Below are 26,188 nucleotides of genomic sequence, written 5' to 3' on the forward strand. Positions count from 1 at the left end.
CTCAGCTCACCGCAGCCGCCTGCCGCACCGACAGCCAGACAACGCCGTTCTCGACCTTGGCCGGATGGGTATGCGTGCAGCCTTCATCGGGTGCGACTGCCTGGCCACTGGCCAGCTCGATGACGAAATTATGCAGCGGACAGGTCACGCGCTTGTTGTGCACGATGCCCTGCGACAGCGGCCCGCCCTTGTGCGGACAGCGGTCGTCGAGCGCGAACACCTCGTCGCTCTCGGTCCGGAACACCGCGATGTTGCCGCCCGGCGTGCGCACCACGCGCGAGCCGAGCCGCGGAATGTCGTCGAGCGCGCCGATTTCGATCCAGTTGGTCATGCGAGCTCCAATTCGGCGAGAGGCGCGAACTCGTTGCGGTCGACGCCGTGGCTGGCGCGCTCGGCCCACGGATCGGTCTGCGCGAACTGCTGCGAATAGGCGAAACGGGCGAACAGCGCCTTGCGGTTCGCAACGTCGTCGACCACCCGCTTCCTGATCTGCTCGAGACCGACACGGTCGCACCATTTGTACATGCGCTCGAGATACCAGCCCTCCTCGCGGTAGAGCTGGGTCAGCGCCACGATCACCTCGAGCGTCTCGTCCTCGGTCTCGACCTTGGTCAGGAACTCGGTGCCCTTGATGTGCAGGCCGGCGGCGCCGGCGAAGTGGATCTCGTAACCGGAATCGACACAGACCACGCCGACGTCCTTGCAGGTCGCTTCCGCGCAGTTGCGCGGGCAGCCGGAGACGCCGAGCTTGACCTTGGCCGGTGTCCAGGAGCCCCACATGAACTTCTCGAGCCTGACGCCGAGGCCGGTGGAATCCTGGGTGCCGAAGCGGCACCACTCCGAGCCGACGCAGGTCTTCACCGTGCGCAGGCCCTTGGCGTAGGCATGGCCCGACACCATGCCGGCGTCGTTGAGGTCGGCCCACACCGCCGGCAGGTCCTCCTTCTTGACGCCGAGCAGGTCGATGCGCTGACCGCCGGTGACCTTCACCGTCGGGATGTTGAACTTCTCGGCAACGTCGGCGATGGCGCGCAGTTCGCTCGGCGTGGTGACGCCACCCCACATCCGCGGCACCACCGAATAGGTGCCGTCCTTCTGGATGTTGGCGTGGACGCGCTCATTGATGAAGCGCGACTGCTGATCGTCGCGATATTCACCGGGCCAGGTCGCGAGCAGATAGTAGTTCAGCGCCGGACGGCAGGAATGGCAACCGTTGAGCGTCTTCCACTCCATGAAGCGCATCACGGCCGGGATGGTCTTGAGCTGCTGCTCGACGATGACGCGGCGGACGTCGTCGTGGCTGTGATCGGTGCATTTGCACAGCGGCTTGACCTTCGGCGCCGCCGAATAGTCGCCACCGAGCGTGAACGCCAGCACCTGCTCGACCAGGCCGGTACAGGAGCCGCAGGACGACGACGCCTTGGTATGGGCGCGGACGTCGTCGAGGGTGAACAGCTTCTTCTCCGAGATCGCCTTGACGATCGCGCCCTTGCAGACGCCGTTGCAGCCGCAGATCTCGGTCTCGTCGCTCATCGCGGCGACCGAGTTCTGGCCGCTGACGCCGCCCTCGCCGAGATTGGCGGCGCCGAACACCAGGCGCTCGCGCATATGCGAGACGTCGGTGCCGTCGCGCAGATGTTGGAAGTACCAGGGGCCGTCGATGGTGTCGCCATAGAGCACGGCACCGACGATCTTCTTGTCCTTCAGGATGATGCGCTTGTAGACGCCGCGATTGGCGTCCTGCAGCACGATCTCCTCCTTGTCCGGGCCCGGCGAGAAGTCGCCGGCCGAAAACAGGTCGATGCCGGTGACCTTCAGCTTGGTCGAGGTGACCGAGCCGTCATAGGTGGCAAAGCCCTTCATCGCGAGGTGGTTGGCGCAAACCTTGGCCTGGTCGAACAACGGCGCCACGAGACCATAGGTCTGGCGGCGGTGCTGCACGCATTCGCCGACCGCATAGATGCGGCCGTCATAGGTCTGCATGGTGTCGGAGACGACGATGCCGCGCTCGCAGTAGAGCCCGGCCTTCTTGGCGAGCTCGAAGTTCGGGCGGATACCGACCGCCATCACCACGAGATCGGCCGCCAGCTCGGTGCCGTCGCCGAAGCGCACGCCGGTGACACGCTCCTCGCCCAGGATCGCCTGGGTCTGTGCCGGCATCTTGAACACCATGCCGCGCTCTTCCAGCGACTTGCGCAGGAGACCGCCGGCCACCGGATCGAGCTGGCGCTCCATCAGGGTGTCGAGCAGATGCACGACCGTGACGTTCATGCCGCGCTTCATCAGCCCGTTGGCGGCTTCGAGGCCGAGCAGGCCGCCGCCGATCACGACGGCATTGCGATAGTCGGTCGAGGCCTTGATCATGCGATCGACGTCATAGATGTCGCGGAAGCCGATCACGCCCTGGAGGTCCTTGCCCGGCAGCGGCAGCATGATCGGATTCGAGCCGGTCGCGATCAGCAGGCGATCATAAGGCACGCGATCGCCGGCATCGGTGACGACTTCGCAGGTCCGACGATCGATCATCGAGATCGTCTCGCCCTTGCGCAGCGTGATGTTGTTGTCCTCGTACCAGTCGACGGTGTTGAGCATGATGTCGTCGACGGTCTTCTCGCCGGCGAGCACCGGCGACAGCAGGATGCGGTTGTAATTGCCGTAGGGCTCGGAGCCGAACACGGTGATGTCGTAGAGATCGGGCGCGCGTTCGAGCAGCGCCTCCACGGTGCGGATGCCGGCCATCCCGTTGCCGATCACCACCAGCTTCTGCTTGGTCACTTTGTCGAGCATGGTCTGCCTTTCAATTCCGACGACGGTGCTCAGCGACGCGGCGCGCGTCGTCGATCGACACCGATAAGGTTTGGAGTTGTTAGGAAGCCCATCCGCGGGCGCAGACCGTCCTCAATGACGATCGATGTTCCGTTATTGATTGATATTCAAAACGCGTGCCAATTTGGCCAGGACGAATCTGACAGCAAAATCAATGGGTTTTCGACGACCCCGAATCAGCCGGGCAGCGCGACGCGACGACAGCCGGCCGATTTTTTAGCCACGCCGATGATCTCTTGTGCAGCACAGCATCAGCGGCGGCGATAATGATCGCGAACGCGCTGTTGATGCGTCATCGCACGCTCATGGCGCATCGCACAAGAAAGCATCAACGTGCGCGTTTACGCGGCGGCGCTTGCTGCGAGCCACGCCAAATGCACGCGCCGAACACGTTCCGCGATCTCGCGGCAACGTCTTGCGACTGCAAGGCAAAGCGACGCGATCGATTCGATGGCACGGTAATTGCTGACCTCACTTCCTGACGGAGTGCGTCTCAACGACGAGCGCGCTCATGCATTCACCCACATTCGATTTTATCTGCGCCCGGGATAGCCGCGATTTGCGGTTGCCTCCGCCGCATCAGCGCGAGACGTGTGCGATGAAGCTAGCCGAATTCAAGAAGGCAGGTCACTGGCCGACCCTGCTCGCTGCGTTCCTGTATTTCGACATCAGCTTCATGGCGTGGGTCGCGCTCGGACCGCTGATCGTCTACATCGCGCACGACATGAATCTGGCGGTGAACGAGAAGTTCACCCTGGTCGCGATTCCCGTGCTCGCCGGCGCGCTGTTGCGGGTGCCGATGGGCATTCTCGCCGATATCATCGGCGCCAAGCGCACCGGCATCATCGCCCAACTGGTCGTGATCGCAGCGACCGCCTCGGTCTGGCACTTCGGGCTGACCAGCAAGCTCGCGATCGAGCTGTTCGGCGTCGCGCTCGGCGTCGGTGGCGCCTCGTTTGCCGTCGCCCTGCCCCAGGCCAGCCGCTGGTACCCGCCACAATATCAGGGCGTGGTGATGGGGATCGCCGGTGCCGGCAATATGGGTGTCGTGCTCGACACGCTGCTGGCGCCGACCATCGCCGAACATTGGGGCTGGCAGGCCGTGTTCGGTTGCCTCCTGATTCCGATGCTGATGGTGCTCGCCTATTACGCCGTCGCGGCCAAGGACGCGCCGGGCGAGCGCAAGAATATCTCGCTGAAGGCCTACGGCGCGCTGCTGAAGGATTCCGACAGCCGCTGGTTCATGTTCTTCTACTTCATCACCTTCGGCGGCTTCGTCGGCCTCGCCAACGCGCTGCCGCTCTATTTCACGGTGCAGTATCACGTCTCCGGCGTCGCGGCCGGCATGCTGGTGGCGTTGATCGTCGCGTTCGGCTCGGGCTTCCGCCCCGTCGGCGGCATGATCGCCGACCGTATCGGCGGCATTCGTTCGCTGTCGATCCTGTTCGGGGTCGTGGTCGCGGCCTACCTCGTGATCGCCTTCATGCCGGAGGGCCCGATTGCGCCGGCGGCAGGCGGCTGGGCATTGACCGAGCTGCCGCGGATCGCCTGGGTCTCGGTGCTGCTGTTCTCGATCGGCGTGCTGGCGCTCGGCATGGGCAATGGCGCGGTGTTCCAGCTGATCCCGCTGCGCTTCCGCCACGAGATCGGCCTGATGACCGGCCTGGTCGGCTGCGCCGGCGGCGTCGGCGGCTTCTTCCTGGCGCAGACGCTGGGCTACGCCAAGGGCATGACCGGCGGATTCGGCGCCGGCTTCCTGTTCTTCGGCGCGCTGGCGTTGCTTGGCTTCATCGGACTTGCGATGGTCAAGGTCCGCTGGCGCACCACCTGGGGCGCGGTGTCGGGAGCGCGCGTCTGACGACCCGCTCCCCCGGGAGAGGATAGCTCGGACGTGGCGAATGGCGCGCAACCGGACTTGGGCGTTCGCGTTGGTTTCGCCAGCGAGACCGGCAAGCGTGCCGCCAATGAAGACTACGTCGCGGCCTGCCTCGGCCAGCCGGGCACGCTGCACCGCGACGTCGTCGCCGCGGTCGCCGACGGCGTCGGCGGCCACAAGGGCGGACGCGAGGCGGCGGAGGTCGCGGTCCGCAGCTTCATCGACGCCTATTACTCACTGCCCGAGACGCTCGGCGTCCGCCGCCGCGCCGCGCGAGCTCTGGAGGCCGCCAACAGCTGGATCTACGGCCAGGGTCGGGTCGATGCCGCGCGCAGCGGCATGGCCTGCGCATTCTCCTCGATCATCCTGTCGCGGCGGCAATGCCATGTGATCCATATCGGCGACACCCGTGCCTATCGCCTCAGCGAGGGACGGCTGGAACGCCTAACGCAGGATCACATCGCCGGCCGCGGCGACCTCGCCCATATGCTCAACCGCGCCATCGGCTTCGAGGAGTTCGCCCGCTTCGACTACACCTCCGTCGGGCTCCGGCAACATGACCGTCTCCTGATTTGCAGCGACGGGGTGCACGGCGCGCTCGGAGATTCCCGCCTCCAGCAGCTGCTGGAGGAACGCACGCCGCCGGACGAATCGGCGCGCAGCATCGTCGATGCCGCGCTCGCAGCCGGCAGCAGCGACAACACGTCAGCGCTGGTGCTCGACGTCGTCGACCTGCCGCCGGCGGATCGCGATGACCTCACCCTTGCGATTGCAACGTTGCCGATCCTCGATCTGCCTGACAGCGGCGACACGATCGACGATTTCGCGCTCGGCGACGTGCTGTCGGACGGACGCTACAGCCGCCTGTTCAAGGCCACCGACACGCGCGCCGGCCGCGAGGTGGTGCTGAAATTTCCGCATCCGCGGGTCGCCAGCGAGGGCTCCTACCGCCTCGCCTTCGTGCGCGAGGCCTGGGTTGCCGCACGCGTGCGCAGCCTGTGGATCGGCGAGATCATCGAGGTGCCGGCGGAGCGGCAGACCAGGCTTTATTCGGCGATGCCGCTCTATGAGGGCGAGACGCTGGAGCAACGGCTCAATCGCGCGCCGCGGCTGTCGCTCACCGAGGGTATCGCGATTGCAACCAAGCTGGTGCGCGCGGTGACGGCGCTGCACCGCGCCGGCATCATCCATCGCGACATCAAGCCGGACAACGTGATCCTCCTGAAGGACGGCGGGTTGCGCCTGGTCGACCTCGGCGTCGCGCGCGTCCCGCTGCTGGAAGATTTTCCCGCCGAGGACATTCCGGGTACCGCGAGCTACATGGCGCCCGAACTGTTCGGCGGCAAGGCCGGCGACGAGGCCTCCGACCTGTTCGCGCTCGGCGTCACGGTCTACCGCATGTTCACCGCGAACTATCCGTTCGGCGAGATCGAGCCGTTCTCGCGACCGCGCTTTGGCAAGCCGACGCCGCTGTCACGTTATCGGCCGGACCTGCCGGCCTGGCTCGATGCCGTGATCGGCAAGGCGCTCAGCGTCGAACCCGCGCAACGCTTCGGCGACGCGATCGAGTTCGCGCATGAGCTGGAGAACGGCGCGACCTGGGCCGGCCCCGCCGTGACCACCCGCAAATCACTGCACGACCGCGATCCCGTGACCTTCTGGAAGGTGTTGTGCGCGATCCTGGCCCTAGTCATCGTGGTGCTGCTGGCGCGGCATTAAGGCGGCGACCGCAAACCTCACCGGGCTTTCTGCTGAACCTGCGGACAGCCGCCTTCGGCGAGCGGCCGCCAGGCTTCGTCCGGCGAAATCGTCGCGATTACCTTTTCATAGTCCCACGGCTCGCGCGATTCGGATGGCGATTTGGCCTGAACGAGATACATGGAGCGCATGACCTGCCCATCTTCGCGGATGCCCGCGTTCTGCGTCATGAAATCGTTGACCGGAAGCTTGCGCATCGCCGCGGCAACGGCGTCGGCATCGTCGGTCCCGGCCGCCTGCACCGCCTTCAGATAATGCATCACTCCGCTGTAGACGCCGGCCTGGATCATGGTCGGCGCCTGCCCGTGTCGCCGCGCCATGAAGCGATGACCGAAGGCGCGGGTCGCCTCATTCTGGGTCCATGAGAACGACGTCGCGTAGATGATGCCCTGCGCTGCCTGAAGGCCAAGCGAATGCACGTCCGTGATCAACATCAGAAGAGCGACAATGCTCTGGTTGGCGGATTTCCCGATGCCGAACTCCGCAGCCTGCTTCAGGCTGTTGACGGTATCGCCGCCCGCATTCGCCAATGCAATGACCTTCGCCTTCGAATTCTGGGCCTGAAGCAGGAATGACGACAGGTCCGAGGCGCCGAGCGGATGGCGAACCGAGCCTACGACCTTGCTGCCCGCGGCCGTGATGAAGCTTGATGCGTCACGCTCCAGTGCATGACCGAAGGCGTAGTCCGCGGTCAGGAAGAACCACGTGTCCGCGCCCTGCTTCAGCATCGCCTTGGTGACGGCGGAGGCTTCGGCGTAGGTGCTGTAGGTGAAATGAAACCCATATGGCGAGCACTGCTTTCCGGTCAGATCGGAACTGCCGGGCCCGGAAATCACAAAGATGCGCTTCTTGTCGCGGGTGATACCCTGAATGGCCAGCGCGGTCGCCGAATTGCCGCCGTCGGCAATCATGTCGACACCGTTCTCGTCGATCCAGCGACGCACGATGCCGGAGGCGACATCGGGCTTGTTCTGATGGTCGGCCGACACCAGCTCGATCTTCTTTCCAAGCACGGTCGGGCCAAAATCCTCAATCGCGAGACGGGCCGCTTCCACCGAGCCCTCGCCCCCAAGGTCGGAGTAGAGGCCCGACATATCGTTGATGACGCCGATGCGCACCACGTCACCGGACACTTGTGCGCGCGCGGACCCGACCGCAGCGAGACAAAGGACTGCCGCAAGCACGGCCGCAATCGATCGCATGGAAACCTCCCCCTCGACGTTCTAGGTCTGTTGCGGTCAGGCCGTCAGGAGCCCGGCCGCTGCAGCGAATGTGACGGGCGCATCACCGAGCAACAGCGCGATGGCATCGCGCTCCCAAGCATCGTCGGCCGGGGCCAGCGGATCCTTGGCGGTCAGGCGATGCTCGAGCACGAACCGCGACAGCAGCAGCCGCCGCAGATCGACTTCAGCCTGGCATCCTTCCCACGCGAGCGTGATCGCCGATGCCGCATGGTAGAGCGCGCTGGCGGCAAGCCGCGCCGTGTGCTCCGAGCCGGGATCGGCCGCGACCTGCTCGGCAAAGGCGATCGAGCGGTCGAGCGCGGTGCGAAGCCGCGTGCGGTACGGATCGGGCAGGCTCGACGCCTCGTCGAGGCGCGCCTGCAAGGCCTTCGCCAGAGCCCGGTGCGCGCCGCTCTTGCCGACGGCGCGCGAGATGATGTCGAGCGCGTTGATGTTGCTGGTGCCTTCCCAGAGCACGCCGACATGGGCGTCGCGCACCAGCCGCGGCTGCACCCATTCCTCGATGTAGCCGTTGCCGCCGCGCACCTCCATCGCGCCGGTGGCGACCGGAATGTTGTCGCGGCAGGCGCGGTACTTCAACAATGGCGTCAGGATGCGCAGCAGGTCCTTCGCCTGCGCCGAGCCGGCATTGGCATCGTCCATCGCGCGCGCGGTCACCAGCATCATCGACAGCGCCTGCTCGGTCGGCACGACCAGCTTCATCAGCTGCCGGCGCAGCAGCGGGAAATCCATCACGCGCTGGCCAAACGCCGTGCGCGATGAGGCGCTGACGACAGCCTCGTTGACGCAGCGCCGCATCATCGCGGCGGCACGCACGCCGTGCGACAGGCGCGAGAGGTTGACCTGCTCCATCATCTGCTTGAGGCCCTGCGCCGGATCGCCGACGAGATAGGCAACCGCGTTGTCGAGCTGGATCTCGCCAGATGCCATGGATTTGGTGCCCAGCTTGTCCTTGAGGCGCACAATGCGGTAGCTGTTGCGTCGGCCGTCCTTGAGGCGGCGCGGCAGTGCGAACAGCGCGAGACCCCTAGTGCCTGCGGGCGCACCCTCGGGCCGCGCCAGCATCAGCGCGACGTCGGCATCGGCGTGCGAGCAGAACCATTTGTCGCCGGTCAGTCGCCAGACGTCGCCATCGCGGCGCGCCACGGTCTCGACGGCGCCGACGTCGGAGCCGCCTGCCCGCTCGGTCATGAACTGCGTACCCTTCCACAGGCTCGCCATGTCGTCCGACAGCATCTTCGGCAGCAGATAGGCCTTGAGCTCGTCGGAGCCGAACTTGCGGATCAGATGCGTCGAGGTGTCGGTGACACTGATCGGGCACATCAGTCCGAACTCGGACTGCACGAACAGGTACTGAAACACATATTTGGCCACGGCCGGCAGCGGCCGGTCCATGCCGAGCACGCCGGCGCGATGACTCATGGCATGGAACTGAAAATCGCCGAAGGCGATCGCCTCCATCTCGCGATAGGCCGGATGATAGTCGATCCAGTCCTCATCGCGGCCGTAGGCGTCCCTCGGATTGAGCACCGGCGCATGCTTGTCGGCGATCCGGGCCAGCCGGTCGAGCCTGCCGCCCGCCAGTTCGCCAAGACGCTTGAAGTGCGGCTCCAGCCGCTCGCGGTCCTCGCGCGGCAGATAGAGCCCGAGCAGGCCGCGAAGCCCTCGATCGAGATCATAGAAGTTGAGGCCTCCGCAATCATGCGAGATGTGGCGGGCCGGATCAGCGGCATCGTTGGAGCTGCGAAGGTCGCGCGCGCTCATCTGCATCGGGGCTCTCCTTGTTCGGATGACGTCGCAGCGGCCTCGCAGGTGTGCGGGACGCCATCGCTCAGCGTTCAAACTGCGCCGGCAACATCGAGAACGATCGCGGCGATGTCCATCGGCGGACGCCCGCACGAGAATAATTTCAGATACGTGGAGGAAATGCGGTCCGCGCGCCGGACCGCACGCCAAGTCATGCTGCACCGCGGACTCTTGACCTCCGTTGGTTTCGCTGCACATTCAGAGCAGAAGGGCGACAACGAATGTTGCAACGCACCAGACTTGCGCGGTGTTCAAAGGAAACGAACGGCAAGAGATGAAGGGTGTACGGTCCGATACCCAGCCCCCGGCCCGGCGGGGCCGCCGGCGCATCGTCGCCGACCGCGTGCGTACGCAATCCGACGATCCCGCGGCCATGGTGATCGAGGCCAACCGGCATGACGAATTGTTTCGCGCTGCCGACGGCAGCCCCGATCCGTCCGTCGTCAAATCGGCGCACCGCGTGCTCCGTATCTTCGAGTATTTTGCCGAGATCGAGCGGCCCGCGACCATGACCGAGATCGCGCGCCGGCTGAACTATCCGCCGTCGAGCACGTCGGCACTGCTGAAGAGCCTCGTCGAGCTCGGCTATCTCGATCACGATCGGCAGGCACGCAGCTACGCGCCGACGGTCCGCATCGCCCTGCTCGGCGGCTGGCTTAGGAGCCAGACATTGCCGGGAGCGACGCTCGATACCATCACGCGCGAGCTGCATGAGGCGACGAGGTTGACGACCTTCGTCGTCGCACGCAACCAGCTCTACAGCCAGTACATCCGCGTACTACAGGGTACCACGCCGGTGCGCTATTATCTCGAGCCCGGCGCACGGCGGCTGTTGACCCACTCGACCCCCGGCCGGGTGTTTCTCAGCCTGATGAACGACGAGGATGCGCGTCGGATCGTGCAGCGGATCAACGCCGAGGAAGCACCGTCATCCGCCGTCCGCTTCGGCGATATCCAGCATGCGCTGGCGACCATCCGCCGCCAAGGATTTGCCTACACGCGCGACATGGGAACGCCCGGCCTGAGCGCGATAGCGATGCGGCTGACCGAGGCCGACCAGACGCCTCCGCTTGTCATCACTGTCGCGGGCCCGAGCTCGATCGTCTCGGCAGAAGGAAAGGCGATCATCGGAAAGATGCGCGAGCTGGTCGAACGGCAATCGCCCGGCCTGCTGCCGCAGATCGACGTCGACGCGCCACCGATCGAGACTTGAGATCGGGCAACGCGTCAGGTCGACCTCAAGACCCGGCGCGGCGGATCGTGATCCGGGTCTCGTCGGTCATGTCCTTGAGCTCCTTGTTCGGCTCGCGATAGAGATGCCGCTCGATCTCGACGGTCCGGCCGTCGGTGGTCTTGCTGCATTTCTCGTCGACGAAGACCCCGCCGACCTCCTGCTTGTCGGCGCCCGGCTTCGCCTCGGCGCAGCTCCAGCCGTCCTCGCCGTAGCGCGACTTCGCCTGCAAACCGAGCAGGAATGCCTTCTTGCGCAGATAGAGCCGCGCCTTCGGATCGGTCTCGATCGTCAGCGCCGCGATCTTGGCGTCCTTGTCGATCATCACAGTCAGGATCGCCGGATGGCCGCCGACCATGGTGCCGTCGCGCGCGGTCTCACGATCGTATTCGAAGCGAATGCTGCGCAGGTGGTCCGGCCCCTCCGGGCAATTCGGCCACTGCGCCCATTCCGCCAATCGGTGGGTGGTCTTCTCTTCGGCGCAGGTGAGGTTGATGTATCCGGCGTCGGGCACGCTTGATATCGCCATACCGACATTGATGTCGCGCAGGTCGCCCGCGGTTGCCATCGCCGGCACCGCGGCCGTGACGGACGCAGCAAAAACCAAACCACGAATTGCCGATCTCTGTTTGCTCATGGCTTTGCCTTTTCGCTCGAGTCGGATGGCGCGGCGGCGTGGCCGGCCTCCTTGTAGATATTGCAGACGCGCGAGCCGTCGCCGAAGAAAGCGATGCATTCATCATAGTTCGGCTCGCCCTTGCCCTTGACGTGGGCGAGCACGTAATCGGCGACGGCCTCGATCTCGTTCGGTCGCAGGAACACATTCGCCTCGGGCGGCATGCGGTCGGCGACATCCTGCCGGCTCATCTCGTAACATTTCGTGGTGTCATAGGAGCCGCGCACGAAGAACGGCATGCCGGTGCCTGGCCGCCCGCACGTCACGGTCTCGATGATCTGCTCGCGCGTCAGCTCGGTCTTGCGCAACGACAGCGCATCGCCGCCATAGCCGCCGCCGCCATTGCCGTGCCATTTGTGGCAGCCCATGCAATTGCCGCGCTTGAACACCGCCTTGCCCGCGTCGGTCGGATCACTCGCCGACTGCGCCTGCGCCGTACTCACAAATCCCATCACCAGCGCGCAGCCGAGCCACGCGCCAATCAGCCATGTTTGTTTCATTTGTCTTGTTTCTTCTCTCGGCCAAATCGAACGCGGGAGGCTCCGTTTCGAAGCCTCCCGCGCTTGCGATGTCAGAGCGCGAACACGTAGAGCATCGAGCCCGGCTGCATCCGCTTGAGCTCGGGCGTGGCATCGATGAACCACTTGTCCCAGGCACCGCCGAGGCCGACTAGGACCGCGACATACTGCTTGCCGTCAACCGAGAACGTCATCGGGGGCGCGTTGAGGCCGCCACCGGTGTTGAACTCCCACAGCTTCTGCAACGACTTCGCGTCATAGGCGATCATCTCGCCGGACGGTTGCCCGGAGAACACCAGGTCAGGCGTCGCCAGGATGCCGCCGAGGTTCGGGAATTGCGTTTCCGCCTTCCCCGCCACCTTGCCGGTGGTGACGTCGATCGCGGTCACGCTACCGGTGATCTTGACGTTCTGGCTCGGTCCGCCGCCGGTGAAGAACTCGCGGGCCTTGACCTTGTCCGGCGTCATCTCCTCGACCTTGATGTGGTTGCAGCTCTCGATGACGGGAATGTACCAGAGCTTCAGGTTCGGATTATACGCGGTCGGCGGCCAGTTCTTACCGCCCATGTTGCCGGGGCAGATATCCGTTTCCTTGTTGGTGCGGCTCGGCGTGACCGACGCATTGTACTTCTGCACGCCCTGCTTCGGATCATACTCCACCGGCTTGCCGGACTCGGGATCGAGACCCTTCGTCCAGGTCACCTTCTTGACGAAGGGCAGACCCCAGACGAACTTGCCGCTGTTGCGATCGATCGCATAGGCAAAGCCGTTGCGGTCGGCCTCAAGCGCGAGCTTCAGCGTCGTGTTGTTCGGACCGGGGACGTCGACCAGCACGTTCTCCGCCACGCTGTCATAGTCATAGGGATCGTTCGGCGTGTGCTGGTAGTGCCACTTGATCTTGCCGGTGTCGGCATCGAGACCAAGCGACGAGTCGGTGTAGAGGTTGTCGCCGGGACGATATTCGTTGTCCCAATCCGGTCCGGGATTGCCGACGCCCCACACGATGGTGTTGGTCGAGGGGTCGTAACTGCCGGTGACCCAGGTCGAACCGCCGCCGCTCGCCTTGGCGTTCTTGTCGTCCTTCCAGGTCTCCGCACCCGGTTCGTCCTTGCCCGGGATGGTGTGGGTGCGCCAGACTTCCTTCTGGCTGTTCAGGTCGGTCGCGGCGATCCAGCCGCGAATGCCGTATTCCGCACCGGCCACACCTGATATCGCCTTGTCCTTGACGATCAGCGGAGCACCGGTGATCACCTCACCCTTGTCGGGATCGGCGACCTGCCGCTGCCAGGCGACCTGCCCGGTTTCCTTGTTGGTCGCGATCAGGCGGCCGTCGAGCGTGTGCGAGATGACGAGGTTGTTCCACAACGCGACGCCGCGGTTGTCGACGCCGCAGCAGGCGACCGCGCCGGCCCAGTCGTGGTCGGTCTTGGGATCCATCTTCCAGAGCAGCACGCCTTTGCCGCCATGCGCATCGATCTTGTAGACCGAGCCCCAGCCGTCGGTAACGTACATGAACCCGTTCTCGACGATCGGCGTCCCCTCCAGGCCGCCATGCGCCCAGATTCCGCCGCCCTCGACACCGCCGAGCGCCATGGTCCAGGCGACCTTCAGATTCTTGACATTGTCCTTGTTGATGTCGGCCAGCGACGAGAAGCGGGTCGCCGAATAGTTCTTGTGATGGTGCAGCCAGTTGCCCGCTTCCTTGTCAGCGTTGAGCAGGCGATCCTGGTTGACGTCCTCGGCGAGCGCGAAAGGGCCCGCCAGGGTCGCGACGGATGCTACGGCCGCCGCGAGCATATGAGACTTTACCCAATTCAACCTTGTCATAGATTCATTTCCTCCGGATCTAGCATTCTTCATTGATCGAACCGCCCGTCACATACGGACAGTCTCGCGAGAAGCCTTGAGTCCCGGCGATCGGCTGTGCCGCCCGCCGCATTCCCAGTCACTTGTCTTGGGTCACTTGTCTTGAGTCACGTGTCTTGGGTCACTTCTGGACCGTTACCTCCGTCTCGATGGTTCCAGCTTTCTGAAAAACGATCGCGCATTTGAACGTTTCGCCGGGCGTCAGCGCCTGGCGCAACTGCAGCAGCATGACGTGATAGCCGTCGCGCTTCAGTTCGAGCGTTGCCTTGGCCGGGACTGGTATATTGGATATCGAGCGCATGGCCGGTGCACCTTCGCCGCGATCGACGATGTGTCGCTCGGAGAAATTCGCGACCGGGCAGCGGACGCGGAGCAGCGCGTCAGCGCTGTCGGCCTCGTTCTTGATCGTCATCGTCAAGGGAAGGTCCCCGCCCGCTTTGTCGACCGCCGGTACGCGCGCATCCGCAATCGCCAAGGATTCGTTCGCGGCGGCGTCAGGTATCACTCCGAACGTGCTGATCAGGCAGAATAATGGCAACGCAATCCATGATCTGCACTTAACGATCTTGCACGCAAAGGCGCAATGCAACCCCCGCTCGAACGACATCAAGTTTTCTCCCGACATGATTTTTGCGGCATTGTTTCATGCTTCGTCGCGCGCTGCCAGCGAATGAAGATCGGGAACCGCGTTTCATTGCGATTTCGTCACGCATAGCGGTCATGCTACATTTTTGCGCATGAGCGTTCTCGATACGCTAACGCAGGCAGAGCGCGATGCAGCACATACTGCACTGCGTGAGGTGATCGGCGCGGCAACGATCGACGCCGTCACACTTGTCTCTGGCGGCGCGACATCGGCGCGGCTGTTCAGAATCGATGCAGGCCATGAGAATTATTTGCTACGAATCGAAGGGGTGCCGAGCCCGCTGCGCAATCCGCATCAATATGTTTCGCTGAGGATTGCCGCGCGAGCCGGCATCGCGCCGCGACTCTATTATGCCAACGAGACGTCGCGCGTCGCGGTGATGGATTTCGTGCAGCGGCAGCCGCTCAGCCTTTACCCCGGCGGGCTGCCGGCGCTGGCAAGGGCGCTCGGCGAATTGCTGGCGCGGCTGCAGGCGACGCCGACCTTTCCGGCTTTCGTACGCTACCCGGATATCGTGGCCCGGCTCTGGGCGCATGTCTGCCGCACCGGCCTGTTCGCGCCCGGCGTGCTCGACCGCTGCAACGATCACCTCGAACGCATCCGGACGGCCTATGCGTGGGATGAGGCGAACTCTGTTTCGAGTCACAACGATTCGCTTCCCGCCAACATCCTGTTCGACGGCAGCAGGCTCTGGATGATCGACTGGGAATCCGCCTACCGCACCGATCCGCTGGTCGATCTCGCCATTGTCGGCGACAGCATCGCGCGAACGCCGGAGCTGTAAGACATTCTGCATCGCGCCTGGCTCGGCCGCCCGCTCGATGACACCCTGCGCGCCCGGCTGCGATTGGTCCGCGCCCTCACCCGGCTCTACTACGCAGGCGTGCTGCTCAGCGCATCCGCGACGGCGCCGCGCAGCACACCCGATACCGGCCTCGCCGGACCGACGCTTGCCGAGCTCGCGGAGGCCGTCAGCGCCGGCCGCCTCAGGGTCGGCACGCCGGCAGCCAAGCACGTGCTCGGAAAGATGTTCCTCGCCTCATTCATGATCGACGTCGCGACGCCCGGCTTCGATCTTTCGGTTTGATGCTCGGTGCTTTGGCGCTTTCGCATCGGATCACTGCGGCACTGGGTGCAGCCGCGCCAGCTGGTCGAGCGACAATCCGGCCTCGCGATCGCTCAAGGGAAACCGGACAATGATGTCCTGACGCGCCACCTGCCCCCACAGCGCGTCCGACGACCATTTCTGCGGCTCAGGCCCGCGCGGGCCGTCGATCCAGATGAAATACCATTCCGCCATTGTGAGCGTCCAACGACCGGGATGCCCCTAAGCTGACACTTCGCCGGCGAAACCGCAACGCTCCCGCCATTCCCGATCGCAAGCGATCGATCACGCCTGGTTCGAAAACGACGCAAGGCTCCGCCACGATTGGCGGAGCCTTGTTTCGATATTGGCCGCCTCAGGCCGTGTAGTTGAGCAGCATCGAGCTTGCCGTCGAGGCCGTGGTACTCGAACCGCTTGCGCCGTAACCGGAGCTCGCAGACTGCATGTCTTGCAGCAGCTTGATGAAGTCTTGCAGGACCTGCGAGTCGCTGCTGCTCGATGACGAGCTGTCGCTCGACGCATCAGCCGTCGACGATGATGAGCGGGCGCCCGTCAAGGAGCTGTCGGATGGCGGTGGTCCGGGCGGCGGTCCGGGCGGCGGACCACCGGCGCCGTTGAGCCCGGCACTCGCGCCGCCATCGCTGCCCGAATTGCCGAAAGTATTGGCAAACACGTTCTGCAGCTCGGTCGCCTGCGCGCTGGTCAGGTTGCCATTCGAGACTTGCGCCTGGATCAGATTGTCGATCGTGGTCTGCATATCGGTCGGCGTCGCCGTTGAGCTCGTCGACGAGCTCGAGGATGCCCCCGATGATGCGCCAGTCGCCGATTGCCGGTCTGCGTTGAGCGAGGCATCGATGCTGGTCAACGCCGTCGAAAGTGCGCTTTCGTCGGACGAGCTGATGGCGCCGGAAGCAACTTCGGACTGGAGTTCAGTCTGCAACCTCTGCAAAGGAGAACTGTAGCTGCTCGCGCCCACTGCGGATGTGATGGTCATCTCGTATCCCCAATAACAAGCCCCGCCGCAACATGAACAGACGTACTTAATTTTCTATGCGTCCAATCTCGCGTGCTGTGTTCGAGCATTTCCAGAACGACGGTGAGCAATGTCGAGACAACGAATTCTGGAAAAGATTCGAATATCACAACAGCATCGACCGACATTTCTTCGCGTGTCTTGAATCGCTGCCTGATGTGCAATCGGCAAATCTTGCCTGCACTGCAAATGCTGCCTATCTCGCGGCGTGCGTTGAAGCGATGACTACGCGATCCCGGCTAGCCATACGGCGTCCCGTCCTTGTGCAGGAAGCGGCCGTCGGTGCTCGGGCTCATCATGTCGATGTCGGAGCAGGTGATGACATCGGCGCGGGAGCGCGAGCCGACTTCGAGATAGGTCGCTGTCATCTGCGACCTGTTGATCATGTGATGCCCGTTGCCGGAATTCTTCGGAAATGCCGCGCAATCGCCGGCGCGCAGCACCGTCTCGCCGCCGTCCTCCACCAACACCACCTCACCCGCGAGCACATAGACGAACTCGTCCTCGTCGGAATGCCAGTGGCGCTGGCTCGACCAGTTGCCGGGCGGCAGCCGCATCAGATTGACACCGAAATCGGCGAGCCCGCCGGCATCGCCGAGACGCTGTCGCACCCGCTCAGCGGATAGCGCGGCGAACTCGGCCGGATAGCCCGTCCCCTTGCGTTCCGGCACGTTTGCAAGATCGATCTTCGGCATGGCATTTTCCCGGGGCGGTGACCGCAGACCAATGTGCCTATCGCAATCGCATGCCGGAATTGTGTCGCTTGATCGCGCGCGCCGTCAGCCGCGTCCAGCCAGATCCTTCGCCATCAGGATTTCGTCATAGTAGCGGCCGTCGAGCTTCAGCGCGCGCTGCTCGAGCCCGTACTCGACAAAGCCCGCGCTCCGGTAGAGCCGATGGGCCTGCTCATTGCCCTTCACCACCGCGATCAGCACCAGTTCGACCGTTTCAGCGGCAAGTTCGAGCGCGGCGTCGATCAGACGGCGGCCGACACCGGCGCGCCGTGCCGCCGGCCGCACATACATGCTGACCAGCTCGCCCTTGTGTCGCTGCTTCGGCCCTTGCGCCGCGACGAAGCCGACGATGCCTGCAATCTCGTCGCCGCGAAACGCGCCGAGGATCACCGCGCCGCGCGCGAGCCGGTCTGAGAACCATTCGACGGGATACGCGCTTTCCGTCTCATACGCACTGCCGAACGCCTCCGGACTCACGCGCAACGCCTCGAGACGAATGTCGCGATAGAGCGCGGCATCCGCGGGCAACAAGCGCCGGATCTCGATGGACTGCGCGCTCATTCCGCACCACAACGGTCAGACGTCGTCGGACACAGGCCCATCGATGGGCCTGAGGCGATCATCGATATAGCGTCGAAGCGCCGCTGCGGCGTTCAACATGTGCGCACGCATCCTGCGTGATGCGGTCTCGCCGTCGCCTTCCGCGATCGCCTGCATGATGGCGTCGTGCTCATCCCGCGACTTGCGGATGCGGTCGCCCTGCCGCAGTTGCGTCCGGCGGAAGGCGCTGAGCCGCGCGCGCACATCCTGCGCCTGCTCCGCCATGAACGAGTTATGCGTCGCGCTGTAGATGCATTCGTGGAATTGCCGGTTGAACGCATCATAGGCATCGACGTCGTTGGCCTCGACCATGGCTCGCGAGGATTCGTGGAGCTCGATCAGATGGCTGCGCTCGAGCGGCGTCATGCGATAGGTCGCGAGCCGGACGCACATCGCCTCCACCTCGGCGCTGGTCTCGAACATGTCCATGATGCGCTCGGGCGTCATCCGCGCCACGACCAGGCCGCGGCGGCCGCGCACCTCCACGAGGCCGCTGACCACGAGCTGGCGAAGCGCCTCCCGCACCGGCGTGCGGGAAGCGCCAAAGCGATCGGCAAGCTGCTGTTCTTCCAGGGCCGAACCGGCGACCAGCGCGCCCGACGCAATCTCGTCGGTCAATGCGTTCCGGATCCGATCGGAGAGCAATCCCCCATCGTCTTCCGGATCAGTCGCGACCTTGAGCAAACTTGCCATTTAGCCTCCTGTGATCGCACGCACCGCGAAGTAAAGGATCGACGGCGCGACCAAGCATCCCAATCCCGTATGGAATGTCGCAGTCAACGCCCCGTAGGGCACCAGACGCCGGTCGGTTGCGGCAAGCCCTCCGGAAACCCCGCTGACCGTCCCCATCAATCCGCCGAACACCATGGCGCTGCGCGGATTGTCGAGGCCGATCATCTTGGCCACGAACGGCGTCCCGATCATCACGATCACCGCCTTGAACACACCGGTCGCGATCGAAAGAGCGATGACCGGTGAGGATGCACCGATCGCCGCCCCGGTGACCGGCCCCACAATGTAGGTGACCGCGCCGGCACCGATCGTCGTCAATGATTCGGCATCAGTGTAGCCAAACGCCGCGGCAACGAGAACGCCGAGAATGAACGGGACCACGGTTCCCAACCCGAGCGCGACCGCACCGATCAGCCCGGCCTTGCGCGCATGCACGACGTCGACCTCGAAGGCGGTGGCGACAATGGCGAAGTCCCGCAGCATCGCGCCGCCCATCAGACCGATCCCGGTCAGCGCCGGCAGGTCGGCGACGCCCTTCTCGCCGCCGGTGAACAGGCCGCCGAGAAAGGCCAGCGCAAGACCCAACATGATCGCGATCGCCGAGCCGTGAATGCGCCCGAAGGTGAAGTATTTCGAGATCGCTCCGGAGATCCACATCAGGATTCCGACGGCGGCGAACGCGGTGATCAGCGAATTCGCGACGAGCACGTGAGCCAGCATGGTCATGCGACCCTCCCGGACTTGAAGTGAGGCACAGGCGCGGCAAGCGTCTCGGCCTCGCGGGCCTCGATCTCGTCCATCGTCTCGACCCGACCGCTGAGCCGGCCGATCAGCGCGACCATCGCGAAACACACCGCGACAGCACCGACGCCGGCGATGATGACGATCGGACCGCCCTTCGCCGCGGCCACGACGTTCTGTTGCGCGGCCATCGCGACCACGATCGGAATGTAGAAGCTGCCCCAGAACTCGACGCCGGTCTTGAGCCCGTGGCTGAGCAGCTTGCGGCGCACCAGCCAGAGCCGGGCCGCAATCAGAAAAATCATCGCAATGCCGACACCGCCGACATTGGCCTTCACGCCGAGGGCGACGCCGAGCAGGTCCCCCAGGAAGCCCCCCAGCAGGGTGCAGATCGCGAGCAGCGCAACACCGGAGATGGTCACGGGCGCCTCCCCGGGGTGAGCAGGACGCCGGCAGCAGGACTTGGACGCTTGGTATGCATTCGCATCGTGAATTTCCTCCTGTGTATGCGAATATCCGTCGCTTATGAGGTGTCGTATACATTAATTGACAATACGACGCAATACGCATACATTGATCGATATCGAAGCCCGTCTCGCATGCCGAGGAGCCCGAAATGAGCGATTGGGGTATGCAAAAGGCCGCCCTGGCTGAGCGCCTGGCCGCCGGCCAAAGGCACGCCAGCGGAAAGATCGTCCCGATCCCGAGCCTGCCTGCGTTTCTGAACGCGGTGATCCGGTCAGGTGACCGGGTGTGCCTCGAGGGCGACAATCAGAAGCAGGCCGACATCCTCGCCTCGGCGCTCGCTGACCTCGACCCCGCCGAGATCAGCGATCTCCACATGGTGCAGTCGGGCGTCGTGCTACCGTCCCACCTCGACATCTTCGAGAAGGGCATCGCGCGGCGGCTCGACTTCTCCTATTCGGGCCCGCAATCGGCGCGCATCGCGCGGATGCTGTTCGGCGGCAAGATCGAGCTCGGCGCCGTCCATACCTATCTCGAGCTGTTCGCGCGCTACTTCATCGATCTGACGCCGCACGTCGCGCTGATCGCAGCCGTCAGCGCCGACAAGGACGGCAACCTCTATACCGGGCCGAACACCGAAGACACGCCGACGGTGGTCGAGGCGACCAGCTACAAGAACGGCCTCGTCGTGGCCCAGGTGACCGAGATCGTCGACAAGGTCCCGCGCGTCGACATCCCCGGCGACCTCGTCCATTTCGTGGTCGAAGCCGGCCGCCCGTTCTATGTCGAGCCCCTCTTCACGCGCGATCCCGCAGCCATCACCGAGACCCAGATCCTGACCGCGATGCTCGCCATCAAGGGCATCTACGCGCCCTACGGCGTGCGCCGGCTCAATCACGGCATCGGATTCAACACCGCCGCGATCGAGCTGTTGCTGCCGACCTATGGCGAGAAGCTCGGGCTCAAGGGCAAGGTCTGCACCCACTTCGCGCTCAATCCGCATCCCACGATGATTCCGGCGATCGAAGCCGGATGGGTCGAGCAGATCCATTGCTTCGGATCGGAAGTCGGCATGGAGGATTATGTCGCGGCGCGCCCGGATGTGTTCTTCACCGGGCCCGACGGCTCACTGCGCTCCAATCGCGCCTTCTGCCAGACCGCGGGCCTCTATGCCTGCGACATGTTCATCGGATCGACGCTGCAAATCGACCTCGAAGGCCACAGCTCGACGGTGACGACCAGCCGCATCGCGGGCTTCGGCGGCGCGCCGAACATGGGCTCCGACCCGCGCGGCCGCCGCCACCCGAGCGAACCCTGGCTCAAGGCCGGCGCCGAGGCAGCCCCCGATTCCGATGCCGCGCTGCGCCGCGGCCGCAAGCTGGTGGTGCAGATCGGCGAGACCTTTGGCGAGCGCAACGCGCCACTGTTCGTCGAGCGGCTTGACGCGCTCGAGCTCGCAAGCGCGCTCAAGCTCGATCTCGCGCCGGTCATGGTCTACGCCGACGACGTCACCCACATCGTCACCGAGGAGGGCATCGCCAACCTCCTGATGTGCCGGGACAAGGACGAGCGCGAGCAGGCGATCCGCGGTGTTGCCGGCTACACCGACATCGGCCGCGCCCGCGATCCGAAGCTCGTCGAAAAGCTGCGCGCGCGTGGCGTGATCCGGCGTCCCGAAGATCTCGGCATCGATCCACTCGATGCCGATCGCCGCCTGCTCGCCGCCCGCTCGATCAAGGATCTCATGCTGGCGTCCGGCGGACTCTATCGCCCGCCCAGCCGCTTCCGCAACTGGTGAGGAGTTTCGCATGGAAACGCTCAGCTTCCGACTATCCGCCCCGACGCGCGCCGGCGGCACCCGCATGCAGGCGATCGTCGGCGTCGTCGCCTCCGGCAATCTCGAAGTGCTGCTGGAACGCGCCGCGCCGGCCGATAGCTGCATGATCGACATCACGACTGCAGCCCACGGCTTCGGCGCGGTCTGGGACGCCGTGGTTCGCGACTTCGTCGCGCGCCGACCTGCCGGTGGCCTGCGCATCTCCATCAATGACGGCGGCGCCCGGCCCGACACGGTCGCGCTGCGCCTCGCCCAGGGCGTCCGCAAGATCGAGGAGCCGGAACGATGATCGCGGCCACAGCCAACACGGATTCGCTGAGCTGGTACGAGGCGAGTGCCCGGCAGCGCATTGATGCGCTGGTCGATCCCGGCAGCTTTGCCGAATTCATTGGCCCCGAGCAGCGCGAGATGAGCCCGCATCTTTCGATCTTCGACCTGCCGGAGCAATTCGACGACGGCATCGTCGTCGGACGCGGCCGCCTTGAGGGATCGCCGGTGCTGGTCGCAGCGCAGGAAGGACGCTTCATGGGCGGCGCCTTCGGCGAGGTCCATGGTGCCAAGCTCACCGGACTGCTGCGCGCCGCGCGCGCGCTTCAACAGGACGTGCTGATCCTGTTCGACACCGGCGGCGTGCGGCTTCAGGAAGCCAACGCCGGCGAGCTCGCCATCGCGGAGATCATGCGCGCGGTCATCGAGGCGCGGCGCGCCGGCGCCAACGTGATCGGACTGATCGGCGGACGCGCCGGATGCTATGGCGGCGGCAGCCTGATCGCCGGCACCTGCTCGCGCCTGATCGTCTCCGAACAGGGCCGGATCAGCGTCAGCGGCCCCGAGGTGATCGAGACCAACAAGGGCATCGAGGAGTTCGACTCGCGCGACCGCGCGCTGGTCTGGCGCACGATGGGCGGCAAGCACCGCTACCTGATCGGCGGCGCCGATACGTTCGTCGACGACGAGGCGCTGGCGTTTCGCCAGGCTGCGATGGACGCGCTCAAGGTCACGCGCGGTTGCGGCGTCGCGGTTCTCGAAGCCGAGCAGACGCGCCTGGAGCGGCGGCTGCAACGCTTCGGCGCAGCCAGGGACGCCGTCGAGATCTGGCAGGCGCTCGGCATCGACACGTCGACCGACATCCCCGCGCTTCCGACCGACGCGTTCCTTGCCGCGGCGAACAACAGGGAGAACGCCGATGACGCTCGATGATATCCTGGCCGGCCTGTTCCCGAACGGAAGCAAGATCGACATCAGTGGTGCGATGATTGCAGGATCGGCGATCCTTCCCGGTGCAGGTCCGATCCATGTGCTTGGCATCACCCAGGGACAGCCGCTCGGCGTCGACGAGGCGGTTGCGCTCGCAAGGCGCGTGCTCGAGATCGTCAAATCAGGCGATCGCGCGCCGATCCTGTTTCTGGTGGATTCATCAAGCCAGCGCATGAGCCGGCGCGACGAACTGCTCGGCCTCAGCGAATACCTCTCGCATCTCGCCAAGGCCTTGCTGCTCGCTGAAGCAGAAGGACACTGCACGGTCGCCCTGCTCTACGGCGGCAGCGCGGCCGGCGCGTTCATCGCCACCGCCCTTGCCGCCGGTACGCTGGTCGGGCTGCCCGGCGCGCATCCCGCGGTGATGGATCTGCCGTCGATGGCGCGGGTCACCAAGCTTCCGATCGACGTGCTCAAGGCCAAGGCGGAAGCGACCCCGGTGTTCGCTCCGGGCCTCGAGAACATGGTGCAGACCGGCGGCATTCATCTGGTCCTGGACGAGCGAGCGCCGTTGGCGCCGCAGCTTGCCGCCATCCTTAAGCGCCCGCAGGGACTGGACGAGCGCAGCCGGCTCGGTGCCGAGCGTGGCGGACGGCGGAAGGCTGCAGAGATCGCCGACCGGGTCGTTGCGCTCGCAGCGTGCGCGCCGCAGGGAACGCAACATGGCTGACGCGTTGGATCGCCACACCATGGTGAAGGTCTCGGCTACGGGATGGAGTGCTGCGATGCACCGCTATCCCGAACTCGCCGATGAGCCGATCATCGCAGGCTGGGCGCGCGCGGACCGCCCACTCATTGTTCGGCGGCCGGCTTGCAGCGATGCGGCCGGCATGATTCCGCTCGGCCTGCCGCTGCCGCCGAGCCACGGCAAACGACGCATTGCGCTGGTGCTCGCGCCCGGCGACATCGTCGCATCTGCGCCGCCGCCATTGCTCACTGACGCGGCCGCCGCTGCGCCCGCGCATTGGCGCGAAACGATCGCGCACCTCGTGCGGCTCGTGCCGGAGACCCACACCTTCGGCAGCCTGGCGTGGCAGCATCTCACCGGGCTGCCCTATCTGTCGGACAATTCAGACCTCGATCTGCTCTGGCCGCTGTCGTCAGCCCGGCACGCGCATACCCTGCCGTCCGACATCGCCGGGATTGCGGCGCAGGCGCCGATGCGGCTGGATGGGGAGATCGTCGGTGCGTTGGGTGGCGTGCAGTGGCGCGAACTCACCGGCGCTGACGACGACGAAGTTGTCGTGAAGGGAGCTGTCGGCGTCATCGGCACGACGCGCGCGGCCTTTCTGTCGGGGTGCACGTCATGAACGCTGCACTGAAATGGCGGTCACCGCCTCGACACGAGTCCGATGCGGAGCAGATCGGTCGGCTTGCCGCGCTTTGCCTGAAGCTCGAGGTCGCAACCTATCCGAAGCCGGGGCTGGTCAGCCATGTCGATAACGGCGCGCACGGGGATATGGACGCCGCGCTGCTGTGCGTGAGCGCCGACACGCTGGCGCCCTTCTTCCGCGATCTGGCGGCCGCCGGCGCCGAGGGTGCCGGCATGAACCGGTTGCGCGCGATCGGGGTTGCCGCGGAGCGCGCCATGATGGTCGCGACCTCCGGCGTCAACACGCATCGCGGCGCGATCTTCGGACTGGGTCTGCTGTGCGCCGCGGCCGGGTATCGGGGCGCGCTCGGCATCCGCAAATCACTCGGCGAGCTGGTGTCGCAACGTTGGGGCGACGCCATCCTGGCCGGCCCGGTCTCGCTGCGCAGCCATGGCGCTGTGGCCGCACGCCGACACGGCGCTGGCGGAGCAAGGGCGGAAGCGGCCGGCGGCTTCTGCTCCGTCTATGACATCGCCCTTCCCGCCCTGCATGCGGCGCGGACGCTGGCACCGCATGATGAGGAAGCGGTGCGGGTTCAGACCTGCATGACGCTGATCGCCGATGTCACCGACACCAACCTCTTGCATCGTGGCGGCGCGGAGGGATTGCGCTTTGCACAAGCCAGCGCGTCGGCATTCCTGGCCACTGGAGGCGTCGGATCATGCGGCTGGCGCGCGCGCGCCGCCGAGATTCATCGCGCATTCGTGGCGCGCAATCTCAGCCCTGGCGGCTCGGCGGACCTGTTGGCCATGGCGCTCTTCATCGATTGGCTGGAACGCTGATGCTTGCACTGCTCTGCGGCGGACAAGGTACCCTCTCCGACACGATCTTCGATCTGGTCGCCGGTCAGCCTGCCGCGGAGCCGGTTTTCGGCGCAGCAACGGCCTGTCTCGGCGAGGACCCGCGGACGCTGGTCAAGGCACGAAGCGCCGACCAACTGTCCGCCAATCGCGTCAGCCAGATCCTGACTGTCACGTCGGCTCTCGCGATCCATGCCTGTCTCACCGACCTGCTCACGCGGGAGACCGCCGTCACCGGCTACAGCGTCGGCGAGATGGCGGCCTGGAGCATTGCGGGAATCTGGACCGCCGACGAGGCCCTGCGGCTGACCGAGATTCGCGCGCGGCTGATGGACAGCGCGTCGGGACCCGATGGCCGCCTCGGCTATGTCCGCGGGCTCGACCGGACCACGCTCGACCGCCTGCTCGAAAAACACCGCTGCGAGATCGCGATCAGGAATCCGGATCTGCTGTTCGTGGTCGGCGGCGCAGAGCGGGATGTGATCGCGCTCTGCGATGAGGCCGCAACAGCGGGAGCGCGCAGCGGCCTTCTTGCCGTGAAAATCGCTTCGCACACCTCGCGGCTCGCGGAGGCCTGCGGCCCGCTGCAACAGGCACTCGACGCCGGCAAGCGCTCCGCCATCTCAAGCCAGCGCATCCTGCTCGCGGGCGGCGATGGCGAACGCATCTTCACGCCAAGCCAGGCAACGGCAAAGCTCGCGCATCAGATCGCCCAGCCCATCGACTGGTCGGCTACACTGACCGCGCTCTCCGAACTGGGGATCACGCGGCTGCTTGACCTCGGCCCGGGACATGCGCTCGCCGAGATGGCGCAGGCCTTCCTGCCCTCGATCCGCTGCTACGCGGCCGACGGGTTTCACACCGTCGACGGCTTGCGCAGCTGGGCGACTCTCGACTAGCCGGCGGCGGCGCACGCATCCTGCGCCCGATTTTCTGTGTGTCCTTACGGTATGGCGCCATACCAGATCACGAGCGCGAATATCACCAACAAGGCGACGGTGATGATCGCTTCGCTCGTGGGCATGTGCTTGATGGCCGCCTCCGCACGCGGGAGCAGGATGCTGT

28 protein-coding genes are annotated in these 26,188 nt (G+C 65.3%); 13 read left to right on the forward strand and 15 right to left on the reverse strand.

Going from position 1 to position 26,188, the window contains the following annotated elements; genetic code table 11:
- Position 1 precedes the first annotated feature (1 nt).
- Both nirD and nirB read right to left on the reverse strand, forming a co-directional pair.
- The gene (nirD, locus tag JQ616_RS13035; protein WP_212014969.1) at positions 2-331 is read right to left on the reverse strand and encodes a nitrite reductase small subunit NirD; all 330 of its coding nucleotides are present in this window, start codon (positions 329-331) and stop codon (positions 2-4) included.
- A complete protein-coding gene (gene nirB / locus JQ616_RS13040) occupies positions 328-2,787 on the reverse strand; it encodes a nitrite reductase large subunit NirB (protein WP_212014971.1) in 2,460 nt (819 codons plus the stop codon). Before nirB ends, nirD begins: the two co-directional genes overlap by 4 nt.
- Before the next feature lie 114 nt (positions 2,788-2,901).
- Between nirB and JQ616_RS13045 the strand changes: the two genes are divergently transcribed.
- The 3 genes from JQ616_RS13045 to JQ616_RS13055 all read left to right on the forward strand — a co-directional run bounded on the left by JQ616_RS13045 (position 2,902) and on the right by JQ616_RS13055 (position 6,421).
- Complete coding sequence (locus JQ616_RS13045; protein ID WP_212014973.1) at positions 2,902-3,093, forward strand: hypothetical protein; 192 nt, start codon at positions 2,902-2,904, stop codon at positions 3,091-3,093.
- 331 nt (positions 3,094-3,424) lie between these two features.
- On the forward strand, positions 3,425-4,684 hold the full coding sequence (locus JQ616_RS13050) for an MFS transporter (RefSeq protein WP_212014974.1): 1,260 nt from the start codon (positions 3,425-3,427) through the stop codon (positions 4,682-4,684).
- Between the two features lie 33 nt (positions 4,685-4,717).
- Entirely contained in the window at positions 4,718-6,421 is a 1,704-nt protein-coding gene (locus JQ616_RS13055) for a protein kinase domain-containing protein (RefSeq protein WP_212014975.1), read from the forward strand.
- Between the two features lie 17 nt (positions 6,422-6,438).
- On the opposite strand, the gene JQ616_RS13060 is transcribed toward JQ616_RS13055, so the two are convergent.
- Both JQ616_RS13060 and JQ616_RS13065 read right to left on the reverse strand, forming a co-directional pair.
- Positions 6,439-7,662 carry an ABC transporter substrate-binding protein gene (locus JQ616_RS13060; RefSeq protein ID WP_212014976.1) on the reverse strand — a complete coding sequence of 408 codons (1,224 nt, stop codon included), beginning with the start codon at positions 7,660-7,662 and terminating at the stop codon, positions 6,439-6,441.
- A 36-nt stretch (positions 7,663-7,698) separates the two neighbouring features.
- Complete coding sequence (locus JQ616_RS13065; RefSeq protein WP_212016259.1) at positions 7,699-9,468, reverse strand: acyl-CoA dehydrogenase family protein; 1,770 nt, start codon at positions 9,466-9,468, stop codon at positions 7,699-7,701.
- A gap of 316 nt (positions 9,469-9,784) precedes the next feature.
- Here JQ616_RS13065 and JQ616_RS13070 point away from each other — a divergent pair, with 316 nt between their 5' ends.
- Positions 9,785-10,723 (forward strand): IclR family transcriptional regulator, encoded by a 939-nt coding sequence (locus tag JQ616_RS13070; protein WP_212014977.1) that lies wholly within the window; start codon positions 9,785-9,787, stop codon positions 10,721-10,723.
- A gap of 25 nt (positions 10,724-10,748) precedes the next feature.
- Here JQ616_RS13070 and JQ616_RS13075 read toward each other — a convergent pair whose 3' ends face one another.
- The 4 genes from JQ616_RS13075 to JQ616_RS13090 all read right to left on the reverse strand — a co-directional run bounded on the left by JQ616_RS13075 (position 10,749) and on the right by JQ616_RS13090 (position 14,407).
- Positions 10,749-11,378, reverse strand: a complete 630-nt coding sequence (locus tag JQ616_RS13075; protein ID WP_249136744.1) for a hypothetical protein — start codon at positions 11,376-11,378, stop codon at positions 10,749-10,751.
- Positions 11,375-11,917, reverse strand: a complete 543-nt coding sequence (locus JQ616_RS13080; protein ID WP_212014978.1) for a c-type cytochrome — start codon at positions 11,915-11,917, stop codon at positions 11,375-11,377. Before JQ616_RS13080 ends, JQ616_RS13075 begins: the two co-directional genes overlap by 4 nt.
- A 71-nt stretch (positions 11,918-11,988) precedes the next feature.
- Positions 11,989-13,761: a PQQ-dependent dehydrogenase, methanol/ethanol family gene (locus JQ616_RS13085; protein WP_249136745.1), complete on the reverse strand. Its 1,773-nt coding sequence runs from the start codon at positions 13,759-13,761 to the stop codon at positions 11,989-11,991.
- Between the two features lie 160 nt (positions 13,762-13,921).
- Positions 13,922-14,407, reverse strand: coding sequence for a copper chaperone PCu(A)C (locus JQ616_RS13090; protein WP_249136746.1), 486 nt, complete (start codon positions 14,405-14,407; stop codon positions 13,922-13,924).
- A gap of 130 nt (positions 14,408-14,537) precedes the next feature.
- Between JQ616_RS13090 and JQ616_RS13095 the strand changes: the two genes are divergently transcribed.
- Together JQ616_RS13095 and JQ616_RS13100 are read left to right on the forward strand one after the other, a co-directional pair.
- On the forward strand, positions 14,538-15,230 hold the full coding sequence (locus tag JQ616_RS13095; protein ID WP_212014979.1) for a phosphotransferase: 693 nt from the start codon (positions 14,538-14,540) through the stop codon (positions 15,228-15,230).
- Between the two features lie 63 nt (positions 15,231-15,293).
- The gene (locus JQ616_RS13100; RefSeq protein WP_212014981.1) at positions 15,294-15,533 is read left to right on the forward strand and encodes a hypothetical protein; all 240 of its coding nucleotides are present in this window, start codon (positions 15,294-15,296) and stop codon (positions 15,531-15,533) included.
- A gap of 30 nt (positions 15,534-15,563) precedes the next feature.
- Here JQ616_RS13100 and JQ616_RS13105 read toward each other — a convergent pair whose 3' ends face one another.
- The 7 genes from JQ616_RS13105 to madL form a co-directional block, all read right to left on the reverse strand.
- Positions 15,564-15,746: a hypothetical protein gene (locus tag JQ616_RS13105; RefSeq protein WP_212014982.1), complete on the reverse strand. Its 183-nt coding sequence runs from the start codon at positions 15,744-15,746 to the stop codon at positions 15,564-15,566.
- A 160-nt stretch (positions 15,747-15,906) separates the two neighbouring features.
- Positions 15,907-16,545: a hypothetical protein gene (locus JQ616_RS13110; protein WP_212014984.1), complete on the reverse strand. Its 639-nt coding sequence runs from the start codon at positions 16,543-16,545 to the stop codon at positions 15,907-15,909.
- 278 nt (positions 16,546-16,823) lie between these two features.
- Entirely contained in the window at positions 16,824-17,279 is a 456-nt protein-coding gene (locus tag JQ616_RS13115) for a cupin domain-containing protein (protein WP_212014986.1), read from the reverse strand.
- Between the two features lie 84 nt (positions 17,280-17,363).
- Positions 17,364-17,879 (reverse strand): GNAT family N-acetyltransferase, encoded by a 516-nt coding sequence (locus JQ616_RS13120; protein ID WP_212014988.1) that lies wholly within the window; start codon positions 17,877-17,879, stop codon positions 17,364-17,366.
- Positions 17,880-17,894: 15 nt separating this feature from the next.
- Entirely contained in the window at positions 17,895-18,611 is a 717-nt protein-coding gene (locus JQ616_RS13125) for a GntR family transcriptional regulator (RefSeq protein ID WP_212014990.1), read from the reverse strand.
- A complete protein-coding gene (madM, locus tag JQ616_RS13130) occupies positions 18,612-19,376 on the reverse strand; it encodes a malonate transporter subunit MadM (RefSeq protein ID WP_212014991.1) in 765 nt (254 codons plus the stop codon).
- On the reverse strand, positions 19,373-19,813 hold the full coding sequence (madL, locus tag JQ616_RS13135) for a malonate transporter subunit MadL (protein WP_212014992.1): 441 nt from the start codon (positions 19,811-19,813) through the stop codon (positions 19,373-19,375). Before madL ends, madM begins: the two co-directional genes overlap by 4 nt.
- Before the next feature lie 194 nt (positions 19,814-20,007).
- Here madL and mdcA point away from each other — a divergent pair, with 194 nt between their 5' ends.
- From mdcA to JQ616_RS13170, 7 genes are read left to right on the forward strand one after another with little or no spacing between them, the layout of a single operon-like run.
- Positions 20,008-21,654, forward strand: coding sequence for a malonate decarboxylase subunit alpha (gene mdcA / locus JQ616_RS13140; RefSeq protein ID WP_212014993.1), 1,647 nt, complete (start codon positions 20,008-20,010; stop codon positions 21,652-21,654).
- Positions 21,655-21,664: 10 nt separating this feature from the next.
- Entirely contained in the window at positions 21,665-21,982 is a 318-nt protein-coding gene (gene mdcC / locus JQ616_RS13145) for a malonate decarboxylase acyl carrier protein (RefSeq protein WP_212014994.1), read from the forward strand.
- The gene (locus JQ616_RS13150) at positions 21,979-22,893 is read left to right on the forward strand and encodes a biotin-independent malonate decarboxylase subunit beta (protein WP_212014995.1); all 915 of its coding nucleotides are present in this window, start codon (positions 21,979-21,981) and stop codon (positions 22,891-22,893) included. Before mdcC ends, JQ616_RS13150 begins: the two co-directional genes overlap by 4 nt.
- Positions 22,880-23,620, forward strand: coding sequence for a biotin-independent malonate decarboxylase subunit gamma (gene mdcE, locus JQ616_RS13155; protein WP_212014996.1), 741 nt, complete (start codon positions 22,880-22,882; stop codon positions 23,618-23,620). The genes JQ616_RS13150 and mdcE overlap by 14 nt, the downstream gene beginning before the upstream one ends.
- Complete coding sequence (gene mdcG / locus JQ616_RS13160) at positions 23,613-24,260, forward strand: malonate decarboxylase holo-[acyl-carrier-protein] synthase (protein WP_212014998.1); 648 nt, start codon at positions 23,613-23,615, stop codon at positions 24,258-24,260. Before mdcE ends, mdcG begins: the two co-directional genes overlap by 8 nt.
- Entirely contained in the window at positions 24,257-25,105 is an 849-nt protein-coding gene (gene mdcB / locus JQ616_RS13165; RefSeq protein ID WP_212015000.1) for a triphosphoribosyl-dephospho-CoA synthase MdcB, read from the forward strand. The genes mdcG and mdcB overlap by 4 nt, the downstream gene beginning before the upstream one ends.
- The gene (locus JQ616_RS13170; protein ID WP_212015002.1) at positions 25,105-26,022 is read left to right on the forward strand and encodes an acyltransferase domain-containing protein; all 918 of its coding nucleotides are present in this window, start codon (positions 25,105-25,107) and stop codon (positions 26,020-26,022) included. Before mdcB ends, JQ616_RS13170 begins: the two co-directional genes overlap by 1 nt.
- Positions 26,023-26,188: the final 166 nt, after the last annotated feature.

This window comes from Bradyrhizobium tropiciagri (genome assembly GCF_018130545.1).
Classification (GTDB): domain Bacteria; phylum Pseudomonadota; class Alphaproteobacteria; order Rhizobiales; family Xanthobacteraceae; genus Bradyrhizobium; species Bradyrhizobium tropiciagri_A.

Coding starts and splice junctions, on each gene's coding strand:
- nirB (WP_212014971.1), bottom strand. CDS start 2,787: ATGCTCGACAAAGTGACCAAGCAGAAGCTGGTGGTGATCGGCAACGGG.
- JQ616_RS13090 (WP_249136746.1), bottom strand. CDS start 14,407: ATGTCGTTCGAGCGGGGGTTGCATTGCGCCTTTGCGTGCAAGATCGTT.
- nirD (WP_212014969.1), bottom strand. CDS start 331: ATGACCAACTGGATCGAAATCGGCGCGCTCGACGACATTCCGCGGCTC.
- JQ616_RS13170 (WP_212015002.1), top strand. CDS start 25,105: ATGCTTGCACTGCTCTGCGGCGGACAAGGTACCCTCTCCGACACGATC.
- JQ616_RS13045 (WP_212014973.1), top strand. CDS start 2,902: ATGACGATCGATGTTCCGTTATTGATTGATATTCAAAACGCGTGCCAA.
- mdcG (WP_212014998.1), top strand. CDS start 23,613: ATGGCTGACGCGTTGGATCGCCACACCATGGTGAAGGTCTCGGCTACG.
- JQ616_RS13095 (WP_212014979.1), top strand. CDS start 14,538: ATGAGCGTTCTCGATACGCTAACGCAGGCAGAGCGCGATGCAGCACAT.
- JQ616_RS13115 (WP_212014986.1), bottom strand. CDS start 17,279: ATGCCGAAGATCGATCTTGCAAACGTGCCGGAACGCAAGGGGACGGGC.
- JQ616_RS13110 (WP_212014984.1), bottom strand. CDS start 16,545: ATGACCATCACATCCGCAGTGGGCGCGAGCAGCTACAGTTCTCCTTTG.
- JQ616_RS13070 (WP_212014977.1), top strand. CDS start 9,785: ATGAAGGGTGTACGGTCCGATACCCAGCCCCCGGCCCGGCGGGGCCGC.
- JQ616_RS13065 (WP_212016259.1), bottom strand. CDS start 9,468: ATGAGCGCGCGCGACCTTCGCAGCTCCAACGATGCCGCTGATCCGGCC.
- JQ616_RS13125 (WP_212014990.1), bottom strand. CDS start 18,611: ATGGCAAGTTTGCTCAAGGTCGCGACTGATCCGGAAGACGATGGGGGA.
- JQ616_RS13105 (WP_212014982.1), bottom strand. CDS start 15,746: ATGGCGGAATGGTATTTCATCTGGATCGACGGCCCGCGCGGGCCTGAG.
- mdcB (WP_212015000.1), top strand. CDS start 24,257: ATGAACGCTGCACTGAAATGGCGGTCACCGCCTCGACACGAGTCCGAT.
- JQ616_RS13050 (WP_212014974.1), top strand. CDS start 3,425: ATGAAGCTAGCCGAATTCAAGAAGGCAGGTCACTGGCCGACCCTGCTC.
- JQ616_RS13120 (WP_212014988.1), bottom strand. CDS start 17,879: ATGAGCGCGCAGTCCATCGAGATCCGGCGCTTGTTGCCCGCGGATGCC.
- JQ616_RS13085 (WP_249136745.1), bottom strand. CDS start 13,761: ATGACAAGGTTGAATTGGGTAAAGTCTCATATGCTCGCGGCGGCCGTA.
- mdcE (WP_212014996.1), top strand. CDS start 22,880: ATGACGCTCGATGATATCCTGGCCGGCCTGTTCCCGAACGGAAGCAAG.
- JQ616_RS13150 (WP_212014995.1), top strand. CDS start 21,979: ATGATCGCGGCCACAGCCAACACGGATTCGCTGAGCTGGTACGAGGCG.
- madM (WP_212014991.1), bottom strand. CDS start 19,376: ATGACCATGCTGGCTCACGTGCTCGTCGCGAATTCGCTGATCACCGCG.
- JQ616_RS13080 (WP_212014978.1), bottom strand. CDS start 11,917: ATGAAACAAACATGGCTGATTGGCGCGTGGCTCGGCTGCGCGCTGGTG.
- mdcC (WP_212014994.1), top strand. CDS start 21,665: ATGGAAACGCTCAGCTTCCGACTATCCGCCCCGACGCGCGCCGGCGGC.
- mdcA (WP_212014993.1), top strand. CDS start 20,008: ATGAGCGATTGGGGTATGCAAAAGGCCGCCCTGGCTGAGCGCCTGGCC.
- JQ616_RS13075 (WP_249136744.1), bottom strand. CDS start 11,378: ATGAGCAAACAGAGATCGGCAATTCGTGGTTTGGTTTTTGCTGCGTCC.
- JQ616_RS13060 (WP_212014976.1), bottom strand. CDS start 7,662: ATGCGATCGATTGCGGCCGTGCTTGCGGCAGTCCTTTGTCTCGCTGCG.